The following is a 19,990-nucleotide window of genomic DNA, read 5'->3' as shown; positions in this document are numbered from 1 at the left end:
AAATCGTTAACCCAGCCCTCTGACGGCCTCGATCATTTTGACCAGGACAGCCTGCGCATCGCCGTACACCATGTTGCAGTTCTCTGCGTAAAACAGCGGGTTCTGGATACCGGCATAACCCTTGCCCTCCCCGCGCTTGACCACGTACACATGATGCGCCTTGTCGACATCCAGGATTGGCATGCCATAGATCGGTGAGGCTTTGTCCGTGCGCGCCGCCGGGTTGACCACGTCGTTGGCGCCGATCACCAGCACCATATCCGTGCTGGGGAAGTCGGTATTGATGTCGTCCAGCTGGAAAATCAGGTCGTAGGGCACGCCAGCCTCTGCCAGTAACACGTCCATCTGCCCCGGCATGCGCCCCGCCACCGGGTGCACCGCAAAGCGCACCAGCACGCCGTGCGCCTGCAATAACTTGACGAGTTCATAGAGCTTTTGCTGGCCCTGTGCGACGGCCAGGCCATAGCCCGGCACGATGATGACGGTATTGGCGTAACGCATGGCCACACCCGCATCGCTTGCGGCCGTCGGCTTGAGCTCACCGACGATCGCTGCACCTTTGCGTGTGGGCTGGTCGCCGAAACGCGCGAACAGCACGTGGGCCACCGAGCGGTTCATGGCTTTGGCCATCAGCAGGGTCAGCAGCACGCCAGCGGCGCCCACCAGCATGCCGGCAATCATCATGGCCGGGACCTGCAACACAAAACCTTCAAGGCCGACGGCCAGGCCGGTAAAGGCGTTATAGATGGAGATCACTACGGGCATATCGGCGCCGCCGATGGGCAACGTCATCAATACGCCGAACAGCAACGCACAGCCGAAGAACACCGCGATCAACCCCAGCAGTTGGCCTGATGCGCCGTCAGCAGCCTGCAGGGCGATCATCAACCAGGCCCCGGCACCGAGGGTCACCAGCATCAGCAGCGCGTTAATCAGTTGCAGGCCCTTCAGACGCAAGGGTTTGTTGAGGCGCCCGTCCAACTTGGCCCAGGCAATCAAGGAGCCCGATAACGACACCGCCCCGATCAACGCGCCCAACAAGGTGCCGGCCAATGCCGCCAGGTCGACGACCCGCCCGCCGAACAGCTCCATGGCGGCAATCGCGGCAGCAGCACCACCGCCCATGCCGTTGTACAACGCGACCATCTGCGGCATGGCGGTCATGGCCGCTTTACGCCCGCTCCACCAGGCGGCGCCACCGCCCAGCAACAAGGCCAACAGCGCCAGGCTGACGTTGACCGGCAGGTGCGGCCTTGCCGCCTCGCTCACGGTCAACACGTACAGAAAGCTGACGATGACCGCAGCGCCCATCCCCCAGCCGGCGACATGAATGCCCCCGGACGCGGTGACGGGCGAAGACATCCGCCACAACCCGAAAATCAACAAAAAAGCCGCGAGCACATACACCAGCCCTATCAGCCATTGCGACGTCATGATCAGCATGATCGAACCTCAGGCCTTCTCAGGCTTTCTGGTGGTGGAGTGATGGGCTTTACGCCGTTTGGGTTCTGGCGCGCTGGGCTGGAACATCGCGAGCATCCGGCCCGTCACGGCATACCCGCCCGCCGCATTCCCCGCGCCGAGCAGCACCGCGACAAACCCCGCCACCTGCTCGGGCACCGTTGCCGCATCGAGCAGCCCGATCAGGCCGCCGATCACCACGATGCCGTGGATGAAATTCGAGCCTGACATCAACGGCGTGTGCAGAATGGCCGGGACCCGGCCGATGATGACCCAGCCGGCAAACGCGGCGAGCATGAAGATATAAAGTCCGAGCAAACCGACGCTGTTCATGAAGTCGCCTCCAAGGCAGGCACAAGCTTGCCGGCGTGGGTGAGTGCCGTTTGCGCGAGGATCTGATCGTCCCAATCGATGCTGATGACATTGTTTTTCAAGATCAGCGCCAACAGGTTGAACTGGTTTTTCGCATACAACAGGCTGGCGTCCTGGCTCAAGGATGAGGGCAGGTTCAACGGCGCCAACAGCGTGACCTGGCCGATCATGACCGTCTGCCCAGGGACGCAGCCTTCGCAATTACCACCGCCTTCGGCGCCCAGGTCGACAATCACCGCGCCAGGTTTCATCCCCGCAAGCTGTGCGGCGCTGACCAGGCGCGGTGACGGCCGGCCTGGCACCGCCGCCGTCGTGATGACCAGGTCGGCCTGTTGAAGGTGCTCGGTGAGTACCTTCGCCACCCGATCTTTCTCTGCGTCGTTCAACTCCCGCGCATACCCGCCTTTGCCACGCGCATCGACCCCCACATCGACAAAAGTCGCGCCCAGGGACCTGGCCTGTTCGGCGGTTTCCGGGCGCACATCGTAGCCCTCGACCACCGCGCCCAGACGGTGCGCGGTGGCGATGGCTTCCAGCCCCGCCACCCCCAACCCCATGACCAACACCCGCGCAGGCCCGACAATGCCTGCGGCGGTGGTGACCTTCGGCAGGATACGAGACATGTGCACCGAGCCCAGTTGCACCGCGTAGTAACCGGACAAGGCCGATTGACTGGAGAGCGCATCCATCGACTGGGCCCGCGTGGTACGCGGCAGGCGTTCCATCGCAAAACACGTGACCTGGCGCTCCAGCAAACGTTGCACCAGGGCCGGGTTCTTCTGTGCATACACAAAACACAGGAGCACCGAGCCCGGTTTCATCTTGCCGACCACCTCCAGGGACGGCGGCTGCACGGCCAGTACCACATCGGCTTCGTGCAGCCAGTGTCCGTTACCAGACACAAACACCGTGTCCGGGTAAGCAGCGTCCGGCAAAAAACTGGCCTCGCCCGCCCCCGCTTGCATGTGCAGTTTTGCGCCCAAGGCACACAACTTCGCACACAGGGCCGGCACCAGCGCCACTCGCCGCTCGTGCGCGTGGGTTTCCTTCATCACAGCCACATTGACGTACATCGCGCGCTCCTTGGAAGGTGCCCGCGTCTGCACGGGCACTCGGGATGTGTACGGGATCAGGTGTCAGAGCGGCGCCTGAGCCTTCACGTAACGCACGAGTTTCTTGTTGACGAACTGCTGGATGCCCATGTCGCCCAGCTCGCGGCCGTAGCCGGAATCCTTGATGCCGCCGAAGGGCAGCTCGGCGTCGCTCCAACTGATGTTGTTGATAAACATCATGCCGGTCTCGATGCGACTTGCCACACGCCGCCCCCGCTCGACATCGCGGGTAAACACCGAGCCACCCAGGCCAAAATCGGAATCGTTGGCCAACGCGATTGCGGCCTCTTCGTCCTTGACCCGGAAAAACAGCGCCACTGGGCCGAAGAACTCGTCGCGGAAAGCCGGGTTCTCGGGGGCAATATCGGTCAGGATCGTCGGCGTCATGAACGCACCGGCGCGATCAATGCGCCCGCCCCCCCAGCACCACGCTGGCGCCGTGAGCCGTTGCCGTCTGGACCTGACCGAGCAATTGCAATAAGGCGGCCTCCGAGGACAGCGGGCCCAGGGTGGTGGTTTCCTCCATAGGGTCACCCGGCTTCAAGGCCGCAAGCCCAGCCTTGAATCCGTCCAGGAAGGCATCGGCCAATGACTCGACGACGATAAAGCGTTTGGCCGCGCAGCACGTCTGCCCGCAGTTATACATGCGCCCCCAAATCGCCCATTTGATCGCCAGGTCCAGGTCAGCGTCTTCCAGCACGATGAATGCATCGCTGCCCCCCAGCTCCATCGAGGAAGGTTTCAGGTTCTGCCCCGCCCACGCGGCCAGGCTGCGGCCAGCGGCAACGCTGCCGGTCAGGGCCACCCCACGCACACGTGGGTCATCCACCACCTGCCGGGATTGTTCATGGGAAATCAGCAGGTTGGTATAGAGCCCAGCGGGCGCACCCGCCTCGAGCAGGACCTGCTCGAAGGCGATTGCGCATTGAGGCACACAACCGGCATGTTTGATCACCAGCACGTTGCCTGCCATCAAGTGCGGACCTGCAACGCGAGCCAACTGATAGAACGGAAAGTTCCACGGTTCGACGCCAAACACCACGCCGATGGGGCTGCTCTCCATATGCGCTTCGCCCTGCGTCGGCTCAAGGGATTGCGGGGCCAGGAAGCGCTCGGCGTTATTGGCGTAATACGCCATGATATCGGCGCTGAACTTGACTTCACCCCTGGCCTCGTTAATGCGTTTACCCATTTCCAGGGTGATCTTACGGGCCAGTGCATCGCAGCGCTGATGCATCAATTCGCCGGCCTTCGCGATGATCGTCGCACGCTGGGCATACGTCTTGGTCTTCCACGTCGCGTAGCACTGCGCCGCCGTGGCCAATTTGTGCTCCAGCTGCTCCGTCGTAAGGGTATCGAATTGTGCGAGCAACTCGCCGTTGTATGGATTGATCGTCGTATAAGCCATAACGGTTGCCTTCCAATGAGAGTGAGTCATTCAACGCAATCGGACTGTATTCAGCCGCAGCGCCACTTCAAAACCAGGATTACGTTGGGCTTAATTCGGGCAGGTGACTAGCGTCGGAATCTACGCATGCCTCAGCGCTTCATGGCGTGCCGCCAGGTGCCCTGAAATTCGGAAAATACTTACATAGATCAATTAATACGCCTGGCAAACCGCCTAGGATTGCGCCGCTGGCCCTGGGAAATCACGTCTTGTCGGGAGGGAGAATCATGCAAGTGAACCAATCCATGTCGCATGGCGATGAGCGATTGCACAGAATTGATCAGATGAGCGACTCGGTCGTTCATGTAGTGGACGAGGATGCGGTGTTGCGCCGCCACCTGTGTGCGGCATTAACCTGCGAAGGTTATGGAGTACGGCAGTACGCAAGCGCTGACGAGTTTCTCGACAGCTACACCGGCGAGCCGCAGGGCTGCCTGATCATTGACACCTGCCTTCCTGGCACCCGCGCAATTGAGGTGGTTGGCTGTCTCAGGGCGCAGGGTGACGATCTGCCGATTCTCATGATCAGTGGCAACAGCCGGGTGGCCGATGTCGTTGCGGCGATGAAGGCCGGAGTGTGCGACTTCATTGAAAAGCCATTCGCTTATCGGCAACTGATGGCCAGCGTGGCAACAGCCTTGGCCGGTCAAACCGAAAACGAGGGCAACAAGGCGCTGCGCAGGGCCGCCATCGACCATATCAGTCACCTGACAGCGCGCCAGCGCCAGATCCTGGGGATGGTTCTGGATGGCCACCCCAGCAAAAATATCGCGGTGGACTTGGGCATCAGCCAGCGCACGGTGGAAAAGCACAGGGCGTCGATCATGAGCAGGACTCACGCCAGGTCGATTCCCGAACTGGCGCGCATTGCCCTGGCAGCCCGCGACGTCAGGCCGAATCGCTGCGCGTTTGGCTAGCGGGGGCAACCACCAGATTATCGACCACCTTGAGCACGCCGGCAGTGCCGGCGGCCGTCAAGCGCGCCATCTCGCGTTCAGGCAGCGAGCCGACAACGCCGTTCAACGTGACGTCCCCGCCCTCCACTCGCACATCGATACCATGGGCATCGATGATGGCCTTGCGTCGAAACGCGGACTCGATGTCGGTCTTGATGGTGTCTGCAGAGGCATGGGACTTGACGACGATGTCGTTACTGACCCCCTTGATGCCCTGCAAATACCGCATGGCATAGCCGGCTGTCTGGCGCTGATGGTCGGAGTCAACTTCGCCACTGAGTTCCAGCCAACCGTCCTTCACACTGACTTTGACACGGTGGTCTGCCAGTGAGGTGTTCGATTGCAACGCCGCAATCGCAGCCGACATAAGATCACTGTCGGTGCGCATATGGCTGGAGGGCAGCACGACATTGATGTCGTTGATCAGGTCCACCACGCCGGCGACATGGGCCACCGCCTGCTCGGTGTGCCAGCGCTCGGCATGACTGGCCACGTTACCGGAGAGCGTCACGATGCCGTCGGACACTTGAACCAGAATCTGGTCGGCTTTCAATGCCAGGTCCCAGTTCAGTTCTTCCATCACCCGCTGTCTAAGCGTTTCATCGGTATTCATAAAAACTCCATTTGAATTCCAAACGTCTCGATCGGCCAAAGCGTATCTGGTTGTGACACGCTCCAGCAGGTCGGAAAATACTTATCCTGAGGTCAATGGCCGCATGGCCTGCTTCAGCCCACCCAATCCGCCGGCTTGACGATCATCAAACTGCACGCGGTGTGGTTCAGCACGCTCTCGGCGGTGCTGCCGATCATCCGGTCGAGCCGCCGGTGATAGGTCGTACCCAGCACCACCATATCGAAGGCGTTACGCTGTGCGAACAGACTGACCACCTTATGCGGAATACCGGCCAGCACATGCTGGTGTGCCTTCTCGATGTCATAGCGTTCGGCGAGCGCCTCGAAGGCTTCCACCTGAGCATCGTTGACTGCTTCGCCCAAATGGCTGTCCAGGCTCTGGATAGGCACACTTGTCAGGGTATCCCCCACCACCGACCAGTTGCTCACATTCAGCAGGTGCAACTGGGCATCGCAGGCCCGCGCCAAGGTCGACGCCAGTTCGAGGATTCGCTCGTTGAGCCCATAGGTCAGGTCTTCAAGATGCGACAAGTCGATGGCCGCCAGCACCTTCAACGGCTTTGGGTGCCGGGCGTCGGTCACCAGGTGCAGGCAAGCCGGACACTCGCGTAACAACAGCCAATCCAACGGCCGATGGAAGGTACGTTCAAGGGCCGAAATATGCTGCACATCCTTGATCACCAAGTCGGGGTGGAAGTCGTTCACATACGCCAGCACCTGCGCCAGGCTCTGCTTGGCCCAGACCACCTCACTGGTTACCTGCAACCCCGCGCGCCGTTGAAAGCGTATTTGCTGCTCCAGCCAGTGGCGGTGAATCTGCAGGTAGCCCTCCCGGGCCTGTGAGATGGCGTCGTGGTCAAGCAGGCCAGCCAGCTCCAGGGGGGTTACATAATCAAATGCCACGATTTGCAACAACGCACCGGAGGCGAGGGCCAGTGCATGAGCCCGGTCAAAGGCCGGCGTGCGGGTCATCTCGGAGGGTGCAATCAATAGAATCCGTTTGAGTTCGAGCATCACGTACCTCGGCCTGGAATCGCTTAAGCGCATGACCGCTACCCGCTGTCTGTCAAGTGCGATGCCCCTTTTCAGCTAATCCAACTGATAAATCGTCGTGACAGTATCTGGCGCCATGCACGGCGAAGTCTGACTTTTGTCAACTTAAGACAGGTTTTCACGCAATCAGCGAATCGAACTCGGATCCCTCGACCCTTGTTGATGTAGCTCAATGAGCTTTAGTGGTGCGGGCGTAGGACCCACTGACCGGCCATTCGTGGCCGGTCATCCGAAATCGTTCACGGCCGTGCCAAGCCAGCCACAAAGGGTCATTCGTCGATTCTGGAAGCCTTAGCCGCCCAAGATTTGATGTACGTCAAGTCTTCGCGCCAGCGCTGAAGTTCAATAGAACTCGGAATCGGGGATGTCCAGAAAAGGCGCACGCGACGCAGTTTCCCGTTCGTTCATTGCTCAGGCGCAAGCCTGGATGGAGCGCACACATGACGGCCCAACTTCTGTATCCGGTCAGTAACTCGACGCTGCCTCATCTCATGCCTGAACCACGCGCTCAGCCTGGGGGCCCGGTCAAGACCAAGTGTTCCAACTGCAGTGTGTCGGCGCTGTGCCTGGCGATCGGCCTCGATGATCGCGAGATGGCCCACTTCGATAAGCTGGTCACTCAACGGCTCAAAGTCAAAAAAGGCGCGGCGCTGTACCGTGCCGGAGAGCCGCTGCGCTCGCTCTACGCGGTAAGAATCGGCTCATTCAAGACCGGTCTGGTGTCTGTCGATGGCCGCGAACAAGTCACCGGCTTTCAAATACCCGGAGATATGCTCGGTCTGGATGCCATCAGCGCCGACGTGCATGCCTGCACGGCGATTGCACTGGAGGACAGCGAGGTGTGCCCTATCCACTTCGCTCATTTGGAGAACCTGGCCCGGAACCTGCCGTCGCTGCAGCACAACTTAAGTCGCCTGCTGAGCCGTGAAATCGTACGGGATCACACTTTACTGATGCTGATGGGCAACATGAATTCGGATGAGCGCCTGATGGCCTTTCTGATGAACCTGTCGCAGCGTTTCAGCAACCGTGGGTATTCGGCCAGGCACTTTGTGTTGAAAATGCGTCGCGAGGAAATCGGTTCCTATCTGGGCTTGCGCCTGGAAACCATCTGCCGTGGCATTGCCCACCTGCGCGACCAGAAACTGGCGCACATCGTCGGCCGCAACGTCACGATCCAGGACCTGGACCGCCTCGAGCGGCTGGTCGCAGGGTGTGATCGTCCCCTCTAGCCTCGCCGTGTTATTCACCGACTTACCTACTCGTTGCGGCCGCTCGTGCTGACTCCCCGAGCGGCCGCAAGCGCAGCCCTTGTTCCATAAGGGCTGCGCCGGTTATTTTCTGCTCGCTTTGGTGAGCATGCGAATCGCCCGCTCATTGGCTTCGTCAGCCGTGCGTTGCGCCTGTGCGGCCAGCGCCGCCGCTTGATCGGCCTTCAGATAGGCTTCATCAGCGCGCAGACGCGCCGTGGAGGCGGTGTTTTCTGCCGCATCCAGACGCGCATCAAACTCCTTGGCGGCTTGATGACTGCAACCGGCAGACGTTGCCAGCGCGAGCGCCAGCAGTGAAACGGACAGGTAGTTGTTCATGGTTTTTCCCTCAAGTATTGGTTGTAAACAATAAGAAAAAATACGCGTCCAGTATCTGACGCCGGGCCTCTGTGCTGCTGACCTTTGTCAACAAATACGCAGGCGTGCGGCCCCTTCAGCTGTTGAGGCTGCTGCGCGGTTGCCGGATGGCCAAAATGCTGCCCGCTACCGAATACAGGGCCCGTTCGGTGTTGCTGCCGATCAGCCGTTCAAGCCCGACCCGATGCGCTGTGCCCATGACCACCACATCGGCCAGGAACTCTTCGACAAACGCCTGGATCACCGGCACCGGTTGCCCCATCACAAAGTGCCGCCGCTCCGGCGGAACGCCATAACGGTCGGCCAAGATGACGAATGACTGATGCAGGGACTCGTGCAGTTCTTCGGAAAAATCCAGGTTCCAACCGCCCATGCCCCTCGGTGCGTCGCCATTGAACGCCGGGGACAGGTCGTAGGCATGCAGCAGATGCAACGGCGCGTCGCATTGCAAGGCCAGGGCCAAGGCGTGCTGGATGATGGCGTCGTTCAGGCCGCTGATCTGTGTGTCGGGATCGAACGGGTCAACAGCGGCCACCACGCGATGGGGCAAGCCGTAACGGGCCTGGCTCACCAGGTGCAACGGTGTTGTGCACTCACGCAACAGCTGGCAGTCGAGCGGCGTGATGAACACGCGCTTGAGCATGGGTTCGGCGTTGACGTCCTTGATCACCAGGTCCGGATTCAAGTCGGCGATGGTGCGCAGGATGTCCAGCATGGGGTGGGTGGTGAATATCAGTTCAACCGTCACCCGCAGCCCGTTCCCGCCGTGGCGCTGAAGTTCTTCGGCCAGCCAATGGCGATATCGGCGCAGGTAGTCCTGGTAGGCCGCCTCGTCGACGCGCTGCTCCCACAAATGAATAATCGGTGCGGGCTCGATAAACGCCCGCACATGGAGGCTCGCGTCACACGCCTTGGCCAGCGCCACCGCGCGTAACAGCGCCGGGGAGTGATACAGCGTGCGGTCGGCAATCAACAGCAGACGTTGGTATTGACTCATTTCACACCTCTTCAAGGCCCGCTCGGGGCTACCGGCCGGCGTCAACCACGCGCAGGTTTGATTGCCCACATACTGCAAGGCGCATTGTGCAGCAGGCTTTCGGCGGTGGTGCCCAGCAGTTTGTTCAACCCGGCGTGCTGCACGGTGCCCATGACGATGACGTCGATCTGATGGTCATGCGCAAAGTTGCAGATATTCCACAGCGGCACCCCTTCGATAAAATGCCGTTGTTCGACGGCAATCCCCTGGCGTTCGGCCAAACTGGCGAATGCCTCATGCTGCGCTTCGTTCAGCGCCTCATAGAGCCCGGAAACCAGAGGTACAGCGCCATAGCCCATGTCTTTGGCATACACCGCCGCCCAGTCGTACACGTGCAGCAGATCCAGCTGTGCATTGCACTGGGAGGCCAGCTTGGCTGCCGCCTCGACAATCTGGTCATTGAACACCAGGTCCTGCTCCTCGCTGCGCAACACATCGACGATCGCCAACACCTTGCGGGGCAGCGGATGCCGTGCATCGGTGACCAAGTGCACCGGCACAGGGCAGTCGCGCAGCAGTTGCCAATCCAGGGGCGTGAAGAACACCCGTTTCAACGCCGGTACGTCCTCGGCATCCTTGATAATCAGGGCCAGCGACATCTCGTTGACGAAATGCAGGATTTCCTCATAGGGGTGATGCACCCACACCACCTCGCTGGTGACCTCCAGCCCGTGCTTGTTCATCGAGTCGGCCTGTGCGGTGAGCCAGTGTCGATGGGTGTCCAGGTACCCTTCCCGCGCACGGTCAATCTGGTCCGGCGCGAACAGGCCGGCGATGGCCAGGGCCTGCAAATAATTGAACGCCACGATGTGCAGCGGCAGTTGCATCGCATGTGCCAACGCAGCGGCACGCTCGAACGCCGGCGTACGGGTCATGGTGGGAGGGGCAATCAACAGTAAACGCGGAGTCTGCAACATGGGGCACCTCGGCACGTGGCCATCTCAATCCGTGAATTGGCCTTCAGATTGAGCCGTGCGCAGCGGCGGCCAGTTGATCTTTGTCAGCTTGAGCCGGCAAAAAGTTGACTTTCGTCAACAGGCCACCGGTGCCTTGCACCTAGCCTGAATCAAGGCCTGCAGCCTCACCTGCGCCGTCGGAGGGAACATGATCGAAGATGAGCAGCAACTGTTGATGCGGGCACTGGACGCGGCAACGAACCCGGTACTGATCACCGAGAGGACTGGTTGCATCGTGTGGATCAACAAAGCGTTTTGCCTGCTCAGCGGCTACTCCAAGCCGGAACTGGTCGGCAAGACCCCTCATTTGATGTCTTCGGGTCGCCAGACGACCACGTTTTACCGGGAATTATGGATGACCATCATGGCAGGCCTGACGTGGCAGGGCGAGATGGTCGAACGCCGCAAGGACGGCTCCAACTGCACGATCAACCAGGTCATCACGCCAGTGTTAGACCCCGAGGGGGTGGTGACGCATTTCATCGCCATCCTGCACAATTTTCAGGTGATGGATGAGGAGCGCGCGCGCATGCAGCAACTGGCGTTCCATGATGGGCTGACGGGATTGCCTAACCGCTGCCTGTTCCTGAGTTTGTTCAATCAGGCGATCAATCACGCCACCCGCCAGCAAAAGCCGCTGGCGTTGATGTTTATCGATCTGGATCGTTTCAAGGCGGTGAACGACACCCACGGCCATGCGTGCGGCGATAAATTGCTGGTGGCGGTGGCTGAACGCCTCAGCCAGTCGGTGCGCCGCTCCGACGTGGTCTGCCGCTTGAGCGGCGATGAGTTCGCGATTCTAGTGATCGGCATGGAGCAGGCGGCACAGGTTGAGGCGTTGGCCGAGAAGCTGATCGGGGCCGTCGACCAGCCCTTCATGATTGACGCCCAGCGCCTGCGCACGCACATCAGCGTCGGCATCAGCCGATTTCCCGGGGATGGCCAGAACGTCGAGCAACTGCTGGAGCAGGCGGACAATGCGATGTACCAGGCCAAACGACTCGGGGGCGGCACCTGCCGTTTCAGCTTGCTTAACCGGCCTGCCGATTGAATAACGGTCACCTCGTACCATGGCCCAGGGTATGTGTTACGCGCATACCTCATGCTCAAACGTCATAATCCTCTGTTTTGCGGCGTGTTAATCTGCTGCGACTATGAATAGGCATTGATCGTCAGTCGACAATGGCCCCAACCAGGAAAGATCATGCCAAAAAAGTCCCACTCAGCGCTTCGTCGCAATTTTCGTGAGCTGTTTGCAACGCCAACCTGCGTTGAAACCGCGTCGGTGTTCGACCCTATGTCGGCACGTATCGCCGCCGACCTGGGCTTCGAAGTCGGTATCCTGGGCGGCTCCGTGGCCTCGTTGCAGGTACTGGCAGCGCCCGACTTTGCGTTGATCACGCTGAGTGAGTTCGTTGAGCAGGCCACCCGCATTGGCCGCGTCGCCCAGTTGCCGTTCATTGCCGACGCCGACCACGGCTACGGCAACGCCCTGAACGTGATGCGTACCGTCGAAGAACTGGAGCGCGCCGGTGTGGCCGCGCTCACGATTGAAGACACGCTGCTGCCGGCGCAATTCGGGCGTAAGTCCACCGACCTGATTTCCATCGAGGAAGGCATCGGCAAGGTCCGCGCCGCCTTGGAGGCTCGAGTCGATCCTGAACTGTCGATCATCGCCCGCACCAACGCCGGTGTGTTGCCGACCGAAGCGGTTATCGAGCGCACCCTGGCCTATCAGAAGGCCGGTGCCGATGGGATTTGCATGGTCGGCGTCAGTGATTTCGAGCACCTGGAAAAAATCGCCGAACACCTCACGGTGCCGCTGATGCTGGTCACCTACGGCAACCCCAAGCTCCATGACGCTCAACGCCTGGCCAGCCTGGGCGTGCGCGTGGTGGTGGCCGGCCATGGCGCGTATTTTGCGGCGATCAAGGCCACCTACGACAGCCTGCGTGCCCAGCGCCAGTTGACCCACAGCACATCGAACCTCAGTGCTACCGAGCTGACCCATACCTACACGTTGCCAGAGAGTTACGTGGCGTGGGCTGAAGAGTTCATGGATGTAAAAGAGTAGCGTCATCAGCGGTGAACCCCGTCCTCCCCTCCCCTAAATACGTTCAACTACGCCGCCGACTGAAACACCGCCCACGAAAAAATCCGCCGCACTATCTGCGGCGGCAACCAAAGGATGGTGTCGAAGCAGAGCGGCTAAGACAGGCCCCACGCTACTCCCCTGCGCGATTAAAAATCGTGAAGCTTTATTAATCGAGTTTCATCCCCAGCAGGGCTGCAGGCCGCGCAAACTCTGACTGGAATCAACCTCGACAAACCCGTCGAAGACAATAAAAAACCGTAACGCCTCACTTTAAAACTCTGCCCATACAAGCGTGTACGCCTATCAAACAGTGCGGCGTTTCTGTGCGCGTTCATTATTCCGGGGAAGTTAATAACATGATTAAACAGTGGAGCCTGTTGGCGTTGGCGGTGTGCGCCAGTATCAGCCCCGTGGCGTTTGCCGAGTCCGTCACGGACCAGGCCGACTCCAAGGGCTTTATCGACGGCAGCAGCGTTACCGGCTTGTTGCGTAACTACTACATGGACCGCAATCGCGAGAGCGGCAAGGCCGACAACCGCGACTGGACGCAAGGGGCGATGCTCAACTATGCCTCTGGCTTCACCCAGGGCACCTTCGGTTTCGGCGTGGATGCCTATGCTTACGGCGGGCTGAAGCTGGACGCCACGCACCAGGACGCCGGCACCGGCAACCTGCCCACCGATCGCCATGGCGATCCCGAGAATGCCTATGGCTCCGTGGGCGCGGCGGTGAAAATCAAACTATCCAAGACCCAGTTGAAGTTCGGTGACATGCAGCCCACCGCGCCGGTCTTCGCTACCGGCGGCACCCGACTGCTGCCGCAGACCGCCACCGGTTTTGATCTCACCAGCAGTGAAATCGCGGGCCTGGACCTGGAAGCCGGCCACTTCACCAGCACCAACAGTGGCATGACCAGCAACCATGACCATGACATCTATGCCACCTACGCCAATGTGGCGGCCAACAGTGCGAGCTTTATCGGCGGCAAATACACCTTTACCCCGTCACTGAGCGCGACGCTGTATGCCGGCGAACTGGAAGACATCTGGCGCCAGTACTACACCAACCTGAACTACGTCATCGCCCTGCCCCATGAGCAATCGCTGGCCCTGGACGGCAACCTGTACCGCACCCTCGACACCGGCAGCGCCAAGGCCGGTGCGATCAACAACACCACCTACTCGGTGGCGGCGGCCTATTCGTTCTTGCAGGCGCACACGCTGACGCTGTCGTTCCAGAAGGTCCACGGCGATACGCCCTTTGACTACATCGGCACGGGCAACAACGGCGCAGGTGAAGGCGGCGATTCGGTGTTCCTGGCCAACTCGGTGCAGTGGGGTGACTTCAACGGCCCGGGCGAGCAGTCGTGGGGGATTCGTTATGACTTGAACATGGCCAGCTATGGCGTACCGGGGTTGAGTTTCATGACCCGTTACATCAACGGTTCGGACATCGACGGCACCCACACGCCGGTCAACAGCGCTTATGCCGGCGATTACGGTGCCGACGGCGCCCACCACGAGACGGACGTGGAGGCCAAATACGTGATCCAGAGCGGCCCGGCGAAAAACCTGTCATTGCGCGTGCGTGATGCCATCGTGTCGTCCAATGCTGACCAGCGCGATGGCGACTTGAATGAGCTGCGGGTGATCGTCGACTACCCGTTCACCTTGCTGTAAGGAGGCCGTGTGGAGAGGGAGCGGCTCCCTCTCCACGACTAAAACGCGATCAGCCAACCCAGCCGACGGCGGTTTTGGGGATGACTTCCGACTCGTCCAGTTTCGACGCAAACATACTCACGGCCTGCACCGCGTCACTGGTGCTGGTACGAATCTGCAGGATCACCGAACCCGCCTGGTCGGCCAGGTTCACGCCGCGTTGCGCGCCCTCCTGGGTGGAGCTCATGCTGGCCACCGCGTCGCGGGTTTCCGACAGGATCATGCCAATCATCTCGGCGATTTCCGCGGTAGAGCGGCTGGTACGTCCCGCCAACTGCCTGACCTCATCGGCTACCACGGCAAAACCACGCCCTTGGTCGCCCGCACGGGCAGCCTCGATGGCCGCGTTGAGGGCCAACAGGTTGGTCTGGTCGGCGATGCCTCGAATGGTATTGACGATGGCGGTAATTTGCTCGGAGCGCTCTCCCAATTGTCCGACCAGACGCGCCGATGCGCCGATGTTCTCGGCAATCCGGCGCATTTCAGCGGCAGTTTCATGAATCACCTGGGTGCCATGTTCGGCAAACCGCTCGGTTTCGGACGAGATATGGTAGGCCCGAGAGGCGCCGCGTGAATCTTCCTCGAACTTCTCCACGCGCTCAGTGATGTCGCTGGCAAACTTGACGATCTTGATCAGCGTGCCGTCGCCGTCGTAGACCGGGTTGTAACTGGCCTCCAGCCACGCGACGCGGCCATGCTTGCCAATACGTTTGAATTGCCCGGTGAAGAATTCACCGTTATTCAGGCGCCGCCAGAAGTCGGTGTACTCGCTGCTGTTGATCAGGCTGGGCTCGCAAAACAGGCGGTGATGTTTGCCTTTGATTTCGGCCAGCGTATAACCCATGACGTGCAGAAAGTTCTCGTTGGCGTCCAGTACCTGACCGGTCAAGTCGAACTCGATCACCGCCATTGCCCGGTCCACTGCGGCCAGTTTGCTGCGGGTGGCCGCCTCTTGCTCGACTTTGGCGGTGACATCCAAGGCGTACTTGACCACTTTCAGGACTTGACCACGCTCATCCAGCACCGGGTTGTAGCTTGCCTCCAGCCAGATGGTCTTGCCGTGGGCGTCCACGCGTTTGAAGGTGCCCGAGACGAACTTACCGGCCTTAAGCTCCCCCCAGAACTGACTGTAGGCCGGGCTGTTGGTCAGCGCCGGCAAGCAAAACTCACGGTGGGATTTGCCCGCCAACTGGTCACGGCTGTAACCCAGGGTTTTCAGGAAGTTGTCGTTGGCACGCAGCACCTTGCCGTTGAGGTCGAATTCGACCACTGCCATGGAGCGTTCCAGGGCGCTGATCAGTCCTTTGTACTCGGTGACTTCGGCCGTCCTGGCCGCCAGTTCTGTTTTGAGTGTTGTGTTGAACATGACGTACCCTCAGCCGTGCGGAAAATCTATCTCTAAACTCGCTATCGGCCGCGGAATACGGGACTTTACGTGGATTAGTTGTTTATTTTTTGACGTCAAGATGTTGTACGGGAAATGGAAGTTCCCGGTGTATCGGAGGCCCTCTCATTTGCCCCTGTTGCTATTTTCAAGGACCATGGCGCCTTCCTGTTACAACCGACAAGAGGCGCACTGATGACCAACCAAGACCTGTCCTACACCCCCGATCCGGATGCAGACTCGATTTCCTCAGATGTCGTCGGTTTCAACGGCATCCTGGTCTCCACCCAGATCCCGACCCGCGCCGACGGCAGCCTGGAACTGGGCGACATCACCCTGCAAAGCGAATGCACGCTGCAAGCGCTGAAAGTGGCGCTGGAAAAGGCCGGCAGCGCCATGGACCGGGTCATGCACCTGACCATTTATCTGACCGACATGGCCGACCGCGCCGCCTTCAATGAGGTCTACAAACGCTTCTTCGCCAAGCCCTGGCCCGTGCGCGCGGCGGTTGGCGTGGCGGCACTGGCGGTAGACGGCATGCGCGTGGAAGTCACGGCGATGGCCGCCAAGGCCTGAGTTGATGCCGGTCAGGCAATTCACGGCTACAATGCCCGCCTCAACCGTGACAAGCCTGACTAAAAAAACTATGTCCTTGCCCAAGCATCACCTGGAATTGCTCAGCCCTGCCCGCGATGTCGCCATCGCGCGCGAGGCCATCCTGCATGGCGCCGACGCCATCTACATCGGCGGCCCCAGCTTCGGCGCGCGCCATAACGCGTGCAACGAAGTGAGCGATATCGCTCAACTGGTGGAATTCGCCCGTCGTTACCACGCCCGCGTCTTCACCACCCTCAACACCATCCTGCATGACAACGAACTGGAACCCGCGCGCAAGCTGATCCATCAGCTCTATGACGCCGGTGTCGACGCGTTGATCGTGCAGGACCTGGGCGTGATGGAGCTGGATATTCCGCCCATCGAGCTGCACGCCAGTACCCAGACCGATATTCGCACCCTGGGCCGTGCCAAGTTCCTCGACCAGGCCGGGTTCTCGCAGCTGGTCCTGGCCCGCGAGCTGAACCTGCAGGAAATCAGCGCCATCGCCGGCGAGACCGATGCCGCCATCGAGTTCTTTATCCACGGTGCCCTGTGCGTGGCGTTCTCCGGGCAATGCAATATCTCCCACGCGCAAAATGGCCGCAGCGCCAACCGTGGCGACTGCTCCCAGGCCTGCCGCCTGCCGTACACCTTGAAAGACGACCAAGGCCGCGTCGTGGCCTTTGAAAAGCACCTGCTGTCGATGAAAGACAACAACCAGAGCGCCAACCTGCGCGCGCTGGTCGAAGCCGGCGTGCGTTCGTTCAAGATCGAAGGCCGCTACAAGGACATGGGCTATGTGAAGAACATCACGGCCTATTATCGCCAGCGTCTCGACGAGATTCTCGAAGACCGTCCGGACCTGGCCCGCGCATCCAGCGGCCGTACCGCGCATTTCTTCCTGCCCGACCCGGAAAAAACTTTCCACCGTGGCAGCACCGACTACTTTGTCAGCGACCGCAAGATCGACATCGGCGCCTTCGACACCCCGACGTTCACCGGTTTGCCGGTGGGGGTGGTGGAAAAGGCCGGCAAGCGTGACCTGCAGGTGGTCACCCATGAGCCGTTGTCCAACGGCGACGGCCTCAATGTGCTGGTCAAGCGCGAAGTGGTGGGTTTCCGCGCCAACATCGCCGAGCCCAAGGGCGAATTCGAGGAGGATGGCGAGAAGCGCTACCGCTACCGCGTCGAGCCGAATGAAATGCCGGCCGGCCTGCATCAGTTGCGCCCGAACCACCCGCTGAACCGCAACCTGGACCACAACTGGCAGCAGGCGTTGCTCAAGACCTCGGCCGAACGCCGTATCGGCCTGTCATGGGTCGCACGTTTGCGTGAAGAGCAGTTGGAAGTCACCGCCACCAGCGAAGAAGGCATCCGCGCCAGCGTCACCCTGCCCGGCCCGTTCGGCGTGGCCAACAAGCCGGAACAGGCGCTGGATACCCTGCGTGACCTGCTTGGCCAACTGGGTACCACCGAGTATCACGCCACCCGTATCGAACTGGATGCACCGCAGGCGTTCTTTATCCCCAACTCACAGCTCAAGGCATTGCGCCGCGAAGTGATCGAAGCGTTGACCGCCGCCCGTGTTGCCGCACACCCGCGTGGCGGGCGCAAGGCCGAGACCACGCCGCCGCCGGTGTACCCGGAAGCGCACCTGTCGTTCCTGGCCAACGTCTACAACCAGAAAGCCCGCGACTTCTACCACCGTCACGGCGTGAAGCTGATCGACGCGGCCTTTGAAGCCCATGAAGAAACCGGCGAAGTGCCGGTGATGATCACCAAGCACTGCCTGCGCTTCTCGTTCAACCTGTGCCCTAAACAGGCCAAGGGTGTGACGGGTGTGAAGACCAAGGTCGCGCCGATGCAGCTGATTCATGGCGACGAAGTGCTGACCCTGAAGTTCGACTGCAAACCCTGCGAAATGCACGTGGTGGGCAAGATCAAGGGGCATATCCTTGGGCTGCCGCAACCGGGCAGTGTCGTGGAGCATTTCAACCCGGAAAATCTCATCTATCAGGGCACGCACTGACCCTCTGGGAGCGGGGCCACCACCAGCCCCGCTGCAACCCTGCCGCTGCCAGCAGAATTGCCGCCACCCCCAGCCATTGCAGCCAGCCCAGGCGATGCCCGAAGGCAATCCAATCGACGAAGATCGCCGCAATTGGGTAGATAAACGACAGCGCGCCGGTAATGTCGGTCGGCAATTTCTGGATCGCGCCATACAGCAACACATACATCAAACCGGTGTGCACCACGCCGAGCGTCGCCAGCGCCGCCCAGGCGTTGGTGGTGACCGGCAAGCTATTCCAGGGCACCAGCGGCGCCAATAGCAACGCGCCCGTCGTCACCTGGATCAACGCCATCAAATGCGGCGGTACGTCCTTCAAACGCTTGATGATCAGTGCGGCAATCGCGTACAGGAATGCCGCGCCCAGCGCCAAGGCGATGCCTGTAAGGTAGTCGTCACCGGTGGGTTGATCACCATGGGCGGTGACAATCGCCAGCATCCCCAGGAACGCCACGCACAACCACGCCAGTTTCTGCACGGTGATCTTTTCCCCCAGGAACAGCGCCGCCAGCATCACCAACATGAACGGCTGCACGTTGTACACCGCCGTGCTGATGGCGATCGATGCATGGGAATAGGATTCGAACAGCAGCAACCAATTGCCGACAATCGCCACGCCACTGAGCATCGCCAGGCCGAGCTTGGCCCAACTGAGCAGGTCCAGGCGCAGGTAACCGAGCAGCGCGCACACCAGTAATAGGGTCAGCCCGCCGATCACGCAGCGCCAGAACACCACTTCGATGACCGACACGCCAGACACCAGCACAAACCAGCCGATGGTGCCCGAGATCAGCATGGCGGCAATCATTTCCCACGACCCGCGACGAATAGATGTGTCCACGATGGAGGCTCCTCAAGTGAGGCTCAATTATGGCAATCTGCTTGTGATCGGCTCCAGCGCCTAAAAAAGGTAAAACCCCGACATTACCTTTTCTTATTAGGCGGACACCATGATTGACACCATCGACCAGCAACTCATCGCCGCCTTGATGGACGACTCGCGACTATCCCTCAAGGCCCTGGCGGGCATCACCGGGCTGTCCTCGCCCAGCGTCGGCGAACGCCTGCGCCGCCTGGAAGAACGCGGCGTGCTGACCCACTACACCGTCGACATCGACCCCAAGCACTTCGGCTACCTGCTGCAAGCCATCGTGCGCATCCGCCCCCTACCCGGCAAACTGCAGGAAGTGGAGCGGCAGATCCAGTCGATCCCCGAGTTCACCGAATGCGACAAGGTCACCGGCGAAGACTGCTTTATCGCGCGCCTGCATGTACGCACCATGGACCATCTCGACAGCCTGCTGGACCGGATCAATGCGTATGCCGAAACCAACACCGCCATCGTCAAGAAAACCCCGGTAAAGCGACGCTTGCCGCCGCTGACCAACGACTGAACCGTAACAAACCGATTCCTGTGACGAGCGCGCCTGTTGTGGCGAGCGGGCTTCCTGTGGCGAGCGGGCTTGCCCCGCGT

Annotated in this window: 19 protein-coding genes and 2 pseudogenes; 8 read left to right on the top strand and 13 right to left on the bottom strand. The window is 60.6% G+C overall.

Going from position 1 to position 19,990, the window contains the following annotated elements; all coding sequences use genetic code 11:
- Positions 1 to 6: 6 nt before the first annotated feature.
- The 5 genes from FIV39_RS10250 to FIV39_RS10235 form a co-directional block, all read right to left on the bottom strand.
- Positions 7 to 1,443, bottom strand: coding sequence for an NAD(P)(+) transhydrogenase (Re/Si-specific) subunit beta (locus FIV39_RS10250; RefSeq protein ID WP_090404198.1), 1,437 nt, complete (start codon positions 1,441 to 1,443; stop codon positions 7 to 9).
- Positions 1,444 to 1,452: 9 nt separating this feature from the next.
- On the bottom strand, positions 1,453 to 1,794 hold the full coding sequence (locus FIV39_RS10245; protein WP_090404200.1) for an NAD(P) transhydrogenase subunit alpha: 342 nt from the start codon (positions 1,792 to 1,794) through the stop codon (positions 1,453 to 1,455).
- The gene (locus FIV39_RS10240) at positions 1,791 to 2,906 is read right to left on the bottom strand and encodes an NAD(P) transhydrogenase subunit alpha (protein WP_146371510.1); all 1,116 of its coding nucleotides are present in this window, start codon (positions 2,904 to 2,906) and stop codon (positions 1,791 to 1,793) included. Before FIV39_RS10240 ends, FIV39_RS10245 begins: the two co-directional genes overlap by 4 nt.
- A gap of 63 nt (positions 2,907 to 2,969) precedes the next feature.
- Positions 2,970 to 3,332 carry an aldehyde dehydrogenase family protein gene (locus tag FIV39_RS33355; RefSeq protein ID WP_261384641.1) on the bottom strand — a complete coding sequence of 121 codons (363 nt, stop codon included), beginning with the start codon at positions 3,330 to 3,332 and terminating at the stop codon, positions 2,970 to 2,972.
- A gap of 16 nt (positions 3,333 to 3,348) precedes the next feature.
- Entirely contained in the window at positions 3,349 to 4,353 is a 1,005-nt protein-coding gene (locus tag FIV39_RS10235) for an aldehyde dehydrogenase family protein (protein WP_261384639.1), read from the bottom strand.
- A gap of 266 nt (positions 4,354 to 4,619) precedes the next feature.
- Between FIV39_RS10235 and FIV39_RS10230 the strand changes: the two genes are divergently transcribed.
- Positions 4,620 to 5,309, top strand: a complete 690-nt coding sequence (locus FIV39_RS10230; RefSeq protein WP_090404203.1) for a response regulator transcription factor — start codon at positions 4,620 to 4,622, stop codon at positions 5,307 to 5,309.
- On the opposite strand, the gene FIV39_RS10225 is transcribed toward FIV39_RS10230, so the two are convergent.
- Complete coding sequence (locus FIV39_RS10225) at positions 5,281 to 5,961, bottom strand: BON domain-containing protein (RefSeq protein ID WP_090404205.1); 681 nt, start codon at positions 5,959 to 5,961, stop codon at positions 5,281 to 5,283. The genes FIV39_RS10230 and FIV39_RS10225 overlap by 29 nt on opposite strands.
- A gap of 113 nt (positions 5,962 to 6,074) precedes the next feature.
- Positions 6,075 to 6,995, bottom strand: coding sequence for a universal stress protein (locus tag FIV39_RS10220; protein ID WP_090404206.1), 921 nt, complete (start codon positions 6,993 to 6,995; stop codon positions 6,075 to 6,077).
- A 530-nt stretch (positions 6,996 to 7,525) separates the two neighbouring features.
- On the opposite strand from FIV39_RS10220, the gene fnr reads away from it, so the two are divergent.
- Positions 7,526 to 8,266, top strand: a complete 741-nt coding sequence (gene fnr / locus FIV39_RS10215) for a fumarate/nitrate reduction transcriptional regulator Fnr (RefSeq protein WP_090409977.1) — start codon at positions 7,526 to 7,528, stop codon at positions 8,264 to 8,266.
- Positions 8,267 to 8,368: 102 nt separating this feature from the next.
- Here fnr and FIV39_RS10210 read toward each other — a convergent pair whose 3' ends face one another.
- The 3 genes from FIV39_RS10210 to FIV39_RS10200 all read right to left on the bottom strand — a co-directional run bounded on the left by FIV39_RS10210 (position 8,369) and on the right by FIV39_RS10200 (position 10,615).
- Complete coding sequence (locus FIV39_RS10210) at positions 8,369 to 8,623, bottom strand: Lpp/OprI family alanine-zipper lipoprotein (RefSeq protein ID WP_090404208.1); 255 nt, start codon at positions 8,621 to 8,623, stop codon at positions 8,369 to 8,371.
- A gap of 115 nt (positions 8,624 to 8,738) precedes the next feature.
- Positions 8,739 to 9,659: a universal stress protein gene (locus FIV39_RS10205; RefSeq protein ID WP_090404210.1), complete on the bottom strand. Its 921-nt coding sequence runs from the start codon at positions 9,657 to 9,659 to the stop codon at positions 8,739 to 8,741.
- Positions 9,660 to 9,700: 41 nt separating this feature from the next.
- Positions 9,701 to 10,615, bottom strand: coding sequence for a universal stress protein (locus FIV39_RS10200; protein WP_090404212.1), 915 nt, complete (start codon positions 10,613 to 10,615; stop codon positions 9,701 to 9,703).
- 187 nt (positions 10,616 to 10,802) lie between these two features.
- Here FIV39_RS10200 and FIV39_RS10195 point away from each other — a divergent pair, with 187 nt between their 5' ends.
- The 3 genes from FIV39_RS10195 (at position 10,803) to FIV39_RS10185 (ending at position 14,428) form a co-directional block, all read left to right on the top strand.
- The gene (locus tag FIV39_RS10195; RefSeq protein ID WP_090404214.1) at positions 10,803 to 11,705 is read left to right on the top strand and encodes a GGDEF domain-containing protein; all 903 of its coding nucleotides are present in this window, start codon (positions 10,803 to 10,805) and stop codon (positions 11,703 to 11,705) included.
- 153 nt (positions 11,706 to 11,858) lie between these two features.
- Positions 11,859 to 12,728: an isocitrate lyase/PEP mutase family protein gene (locus tag FIV39_RS10190; protein WP_090404216.1), complete on the top strand. Its 870-nt coding sequence runs from the start codon at positions 11,859 to 11,861 to the stop codon at positions 12,726 to 12,728.
- A 377-nt stretch (positions 12,729 to 13,105) separates the two neighbouring features.
- Positions 13,106 to 14,428 carry an OprD family porin gene (locus FIV39_RS10185; RefSeq protein ID WP_090404218.1) on the top strand — a complete coding sequence of 441 codons (1,323 nt, stop codon included), beginning with the start codon at positions 13,106 to 13,108 and terminating at the stop codon, positions 14,426 to 14,428.
- A 49-nt stretch (positions 14,429 to 14,477) separates the two neighbouring features.
- Here FIV39_RS10185 and FIV39_RS33885 read toward each other — a convergent pair.
- A pseudogene (locus FIV39_RS33885) lies at positions 14,478 to 14,954 on the bottom strand (methyl-accepting chemotaxis protein); the annotation flags it as partial.
- Between the two features lie 111 nt (positions 14,955 to 15,065).
- A pseudogene (locus FIV39_RS33880) lies at positions 15,066 to 15,833 on the bottom strand (PAS domain-containing protein); the annotation flags it as partial.
- A 213-nt stretch (positions 15,834 to 16,046) separates the two neighbouring features.
- Between FIV39_RS33880 and FIV39_RS10175 the strand changes: the two are divergent.
- Both FIV39_RS10175 and FIV39_RS10170 read left to right on the top strand, forming a co-directional pair.
- A complete protein-coding gene (locus FIV39_RS10175) occupies positions 16,047 to 16,427 on the top strand; it encodes a RidA family protein (protein WP_090404222.1) in 381 nt (126 codons plus the stop codon).
- Between the two features lie 70 nt (positions 16,428 to 16,497).
- Positions 16,498 to 18,477, top strand: a complete 1,980-nt coding sequence (locus FIV39_RS10170; RefSeq protein ID WP_090404224.1) for a peptidase U32 family protein — start codon at positions 16,498 to 16,500, stop codon at positions 18,475 to 18,477.
- Here FIV39_RS10170 and FIV39_RS10165 read toward each other — a convergent pair.
- Complete coding sequence (locus tag FIV39_RS10165) at positions 18,455 to 19,357, bottom strand: DMT family transporter (protein ID WP_090404226.1); 903 nt, start codon at positions 19,355 to 19,357, stop codon at positions 18,455 to 18,457. The two genes, FIV39_RS10170 and FIV39_RS10165, sit on opposite strands and share 23 nt — an antisense overlap.
- Positions 19,358 to 19,466: 109 nt before the next feature.
- On the opposite strand from FIV39_RS10165, the gene FIV39_RS10160 reads away from it, so the two are divergent.
- Complete coding sequence (locus FIV39_RS10160) at positions 19,467 to 19,910, top strand: Lrp/AsnC family transcriptional regulator (RefSeq protein WP_090404229.1); 444 nt, start codon at positions 19,467 to 19,469, stop codon at positions 19,908 to 19,910.
- The last annotated feature ends 80 nt before the right edge of the window (positions 19,911 to 19,990 follow it).

This window comes from Pseudomonas grimontii, assembly GCF_007858185.1.
Classification (GTDB): Bacteria; Pseudomonadota; Gammaproteobacteria; order Pseudomonadales; family Pseudomonadaceae; genus Aquipseudomonas; species Aquipseudomonas grimontii.
This window is presented reverse-complemented; position numbering and strand designations above follow the sequence as displayed.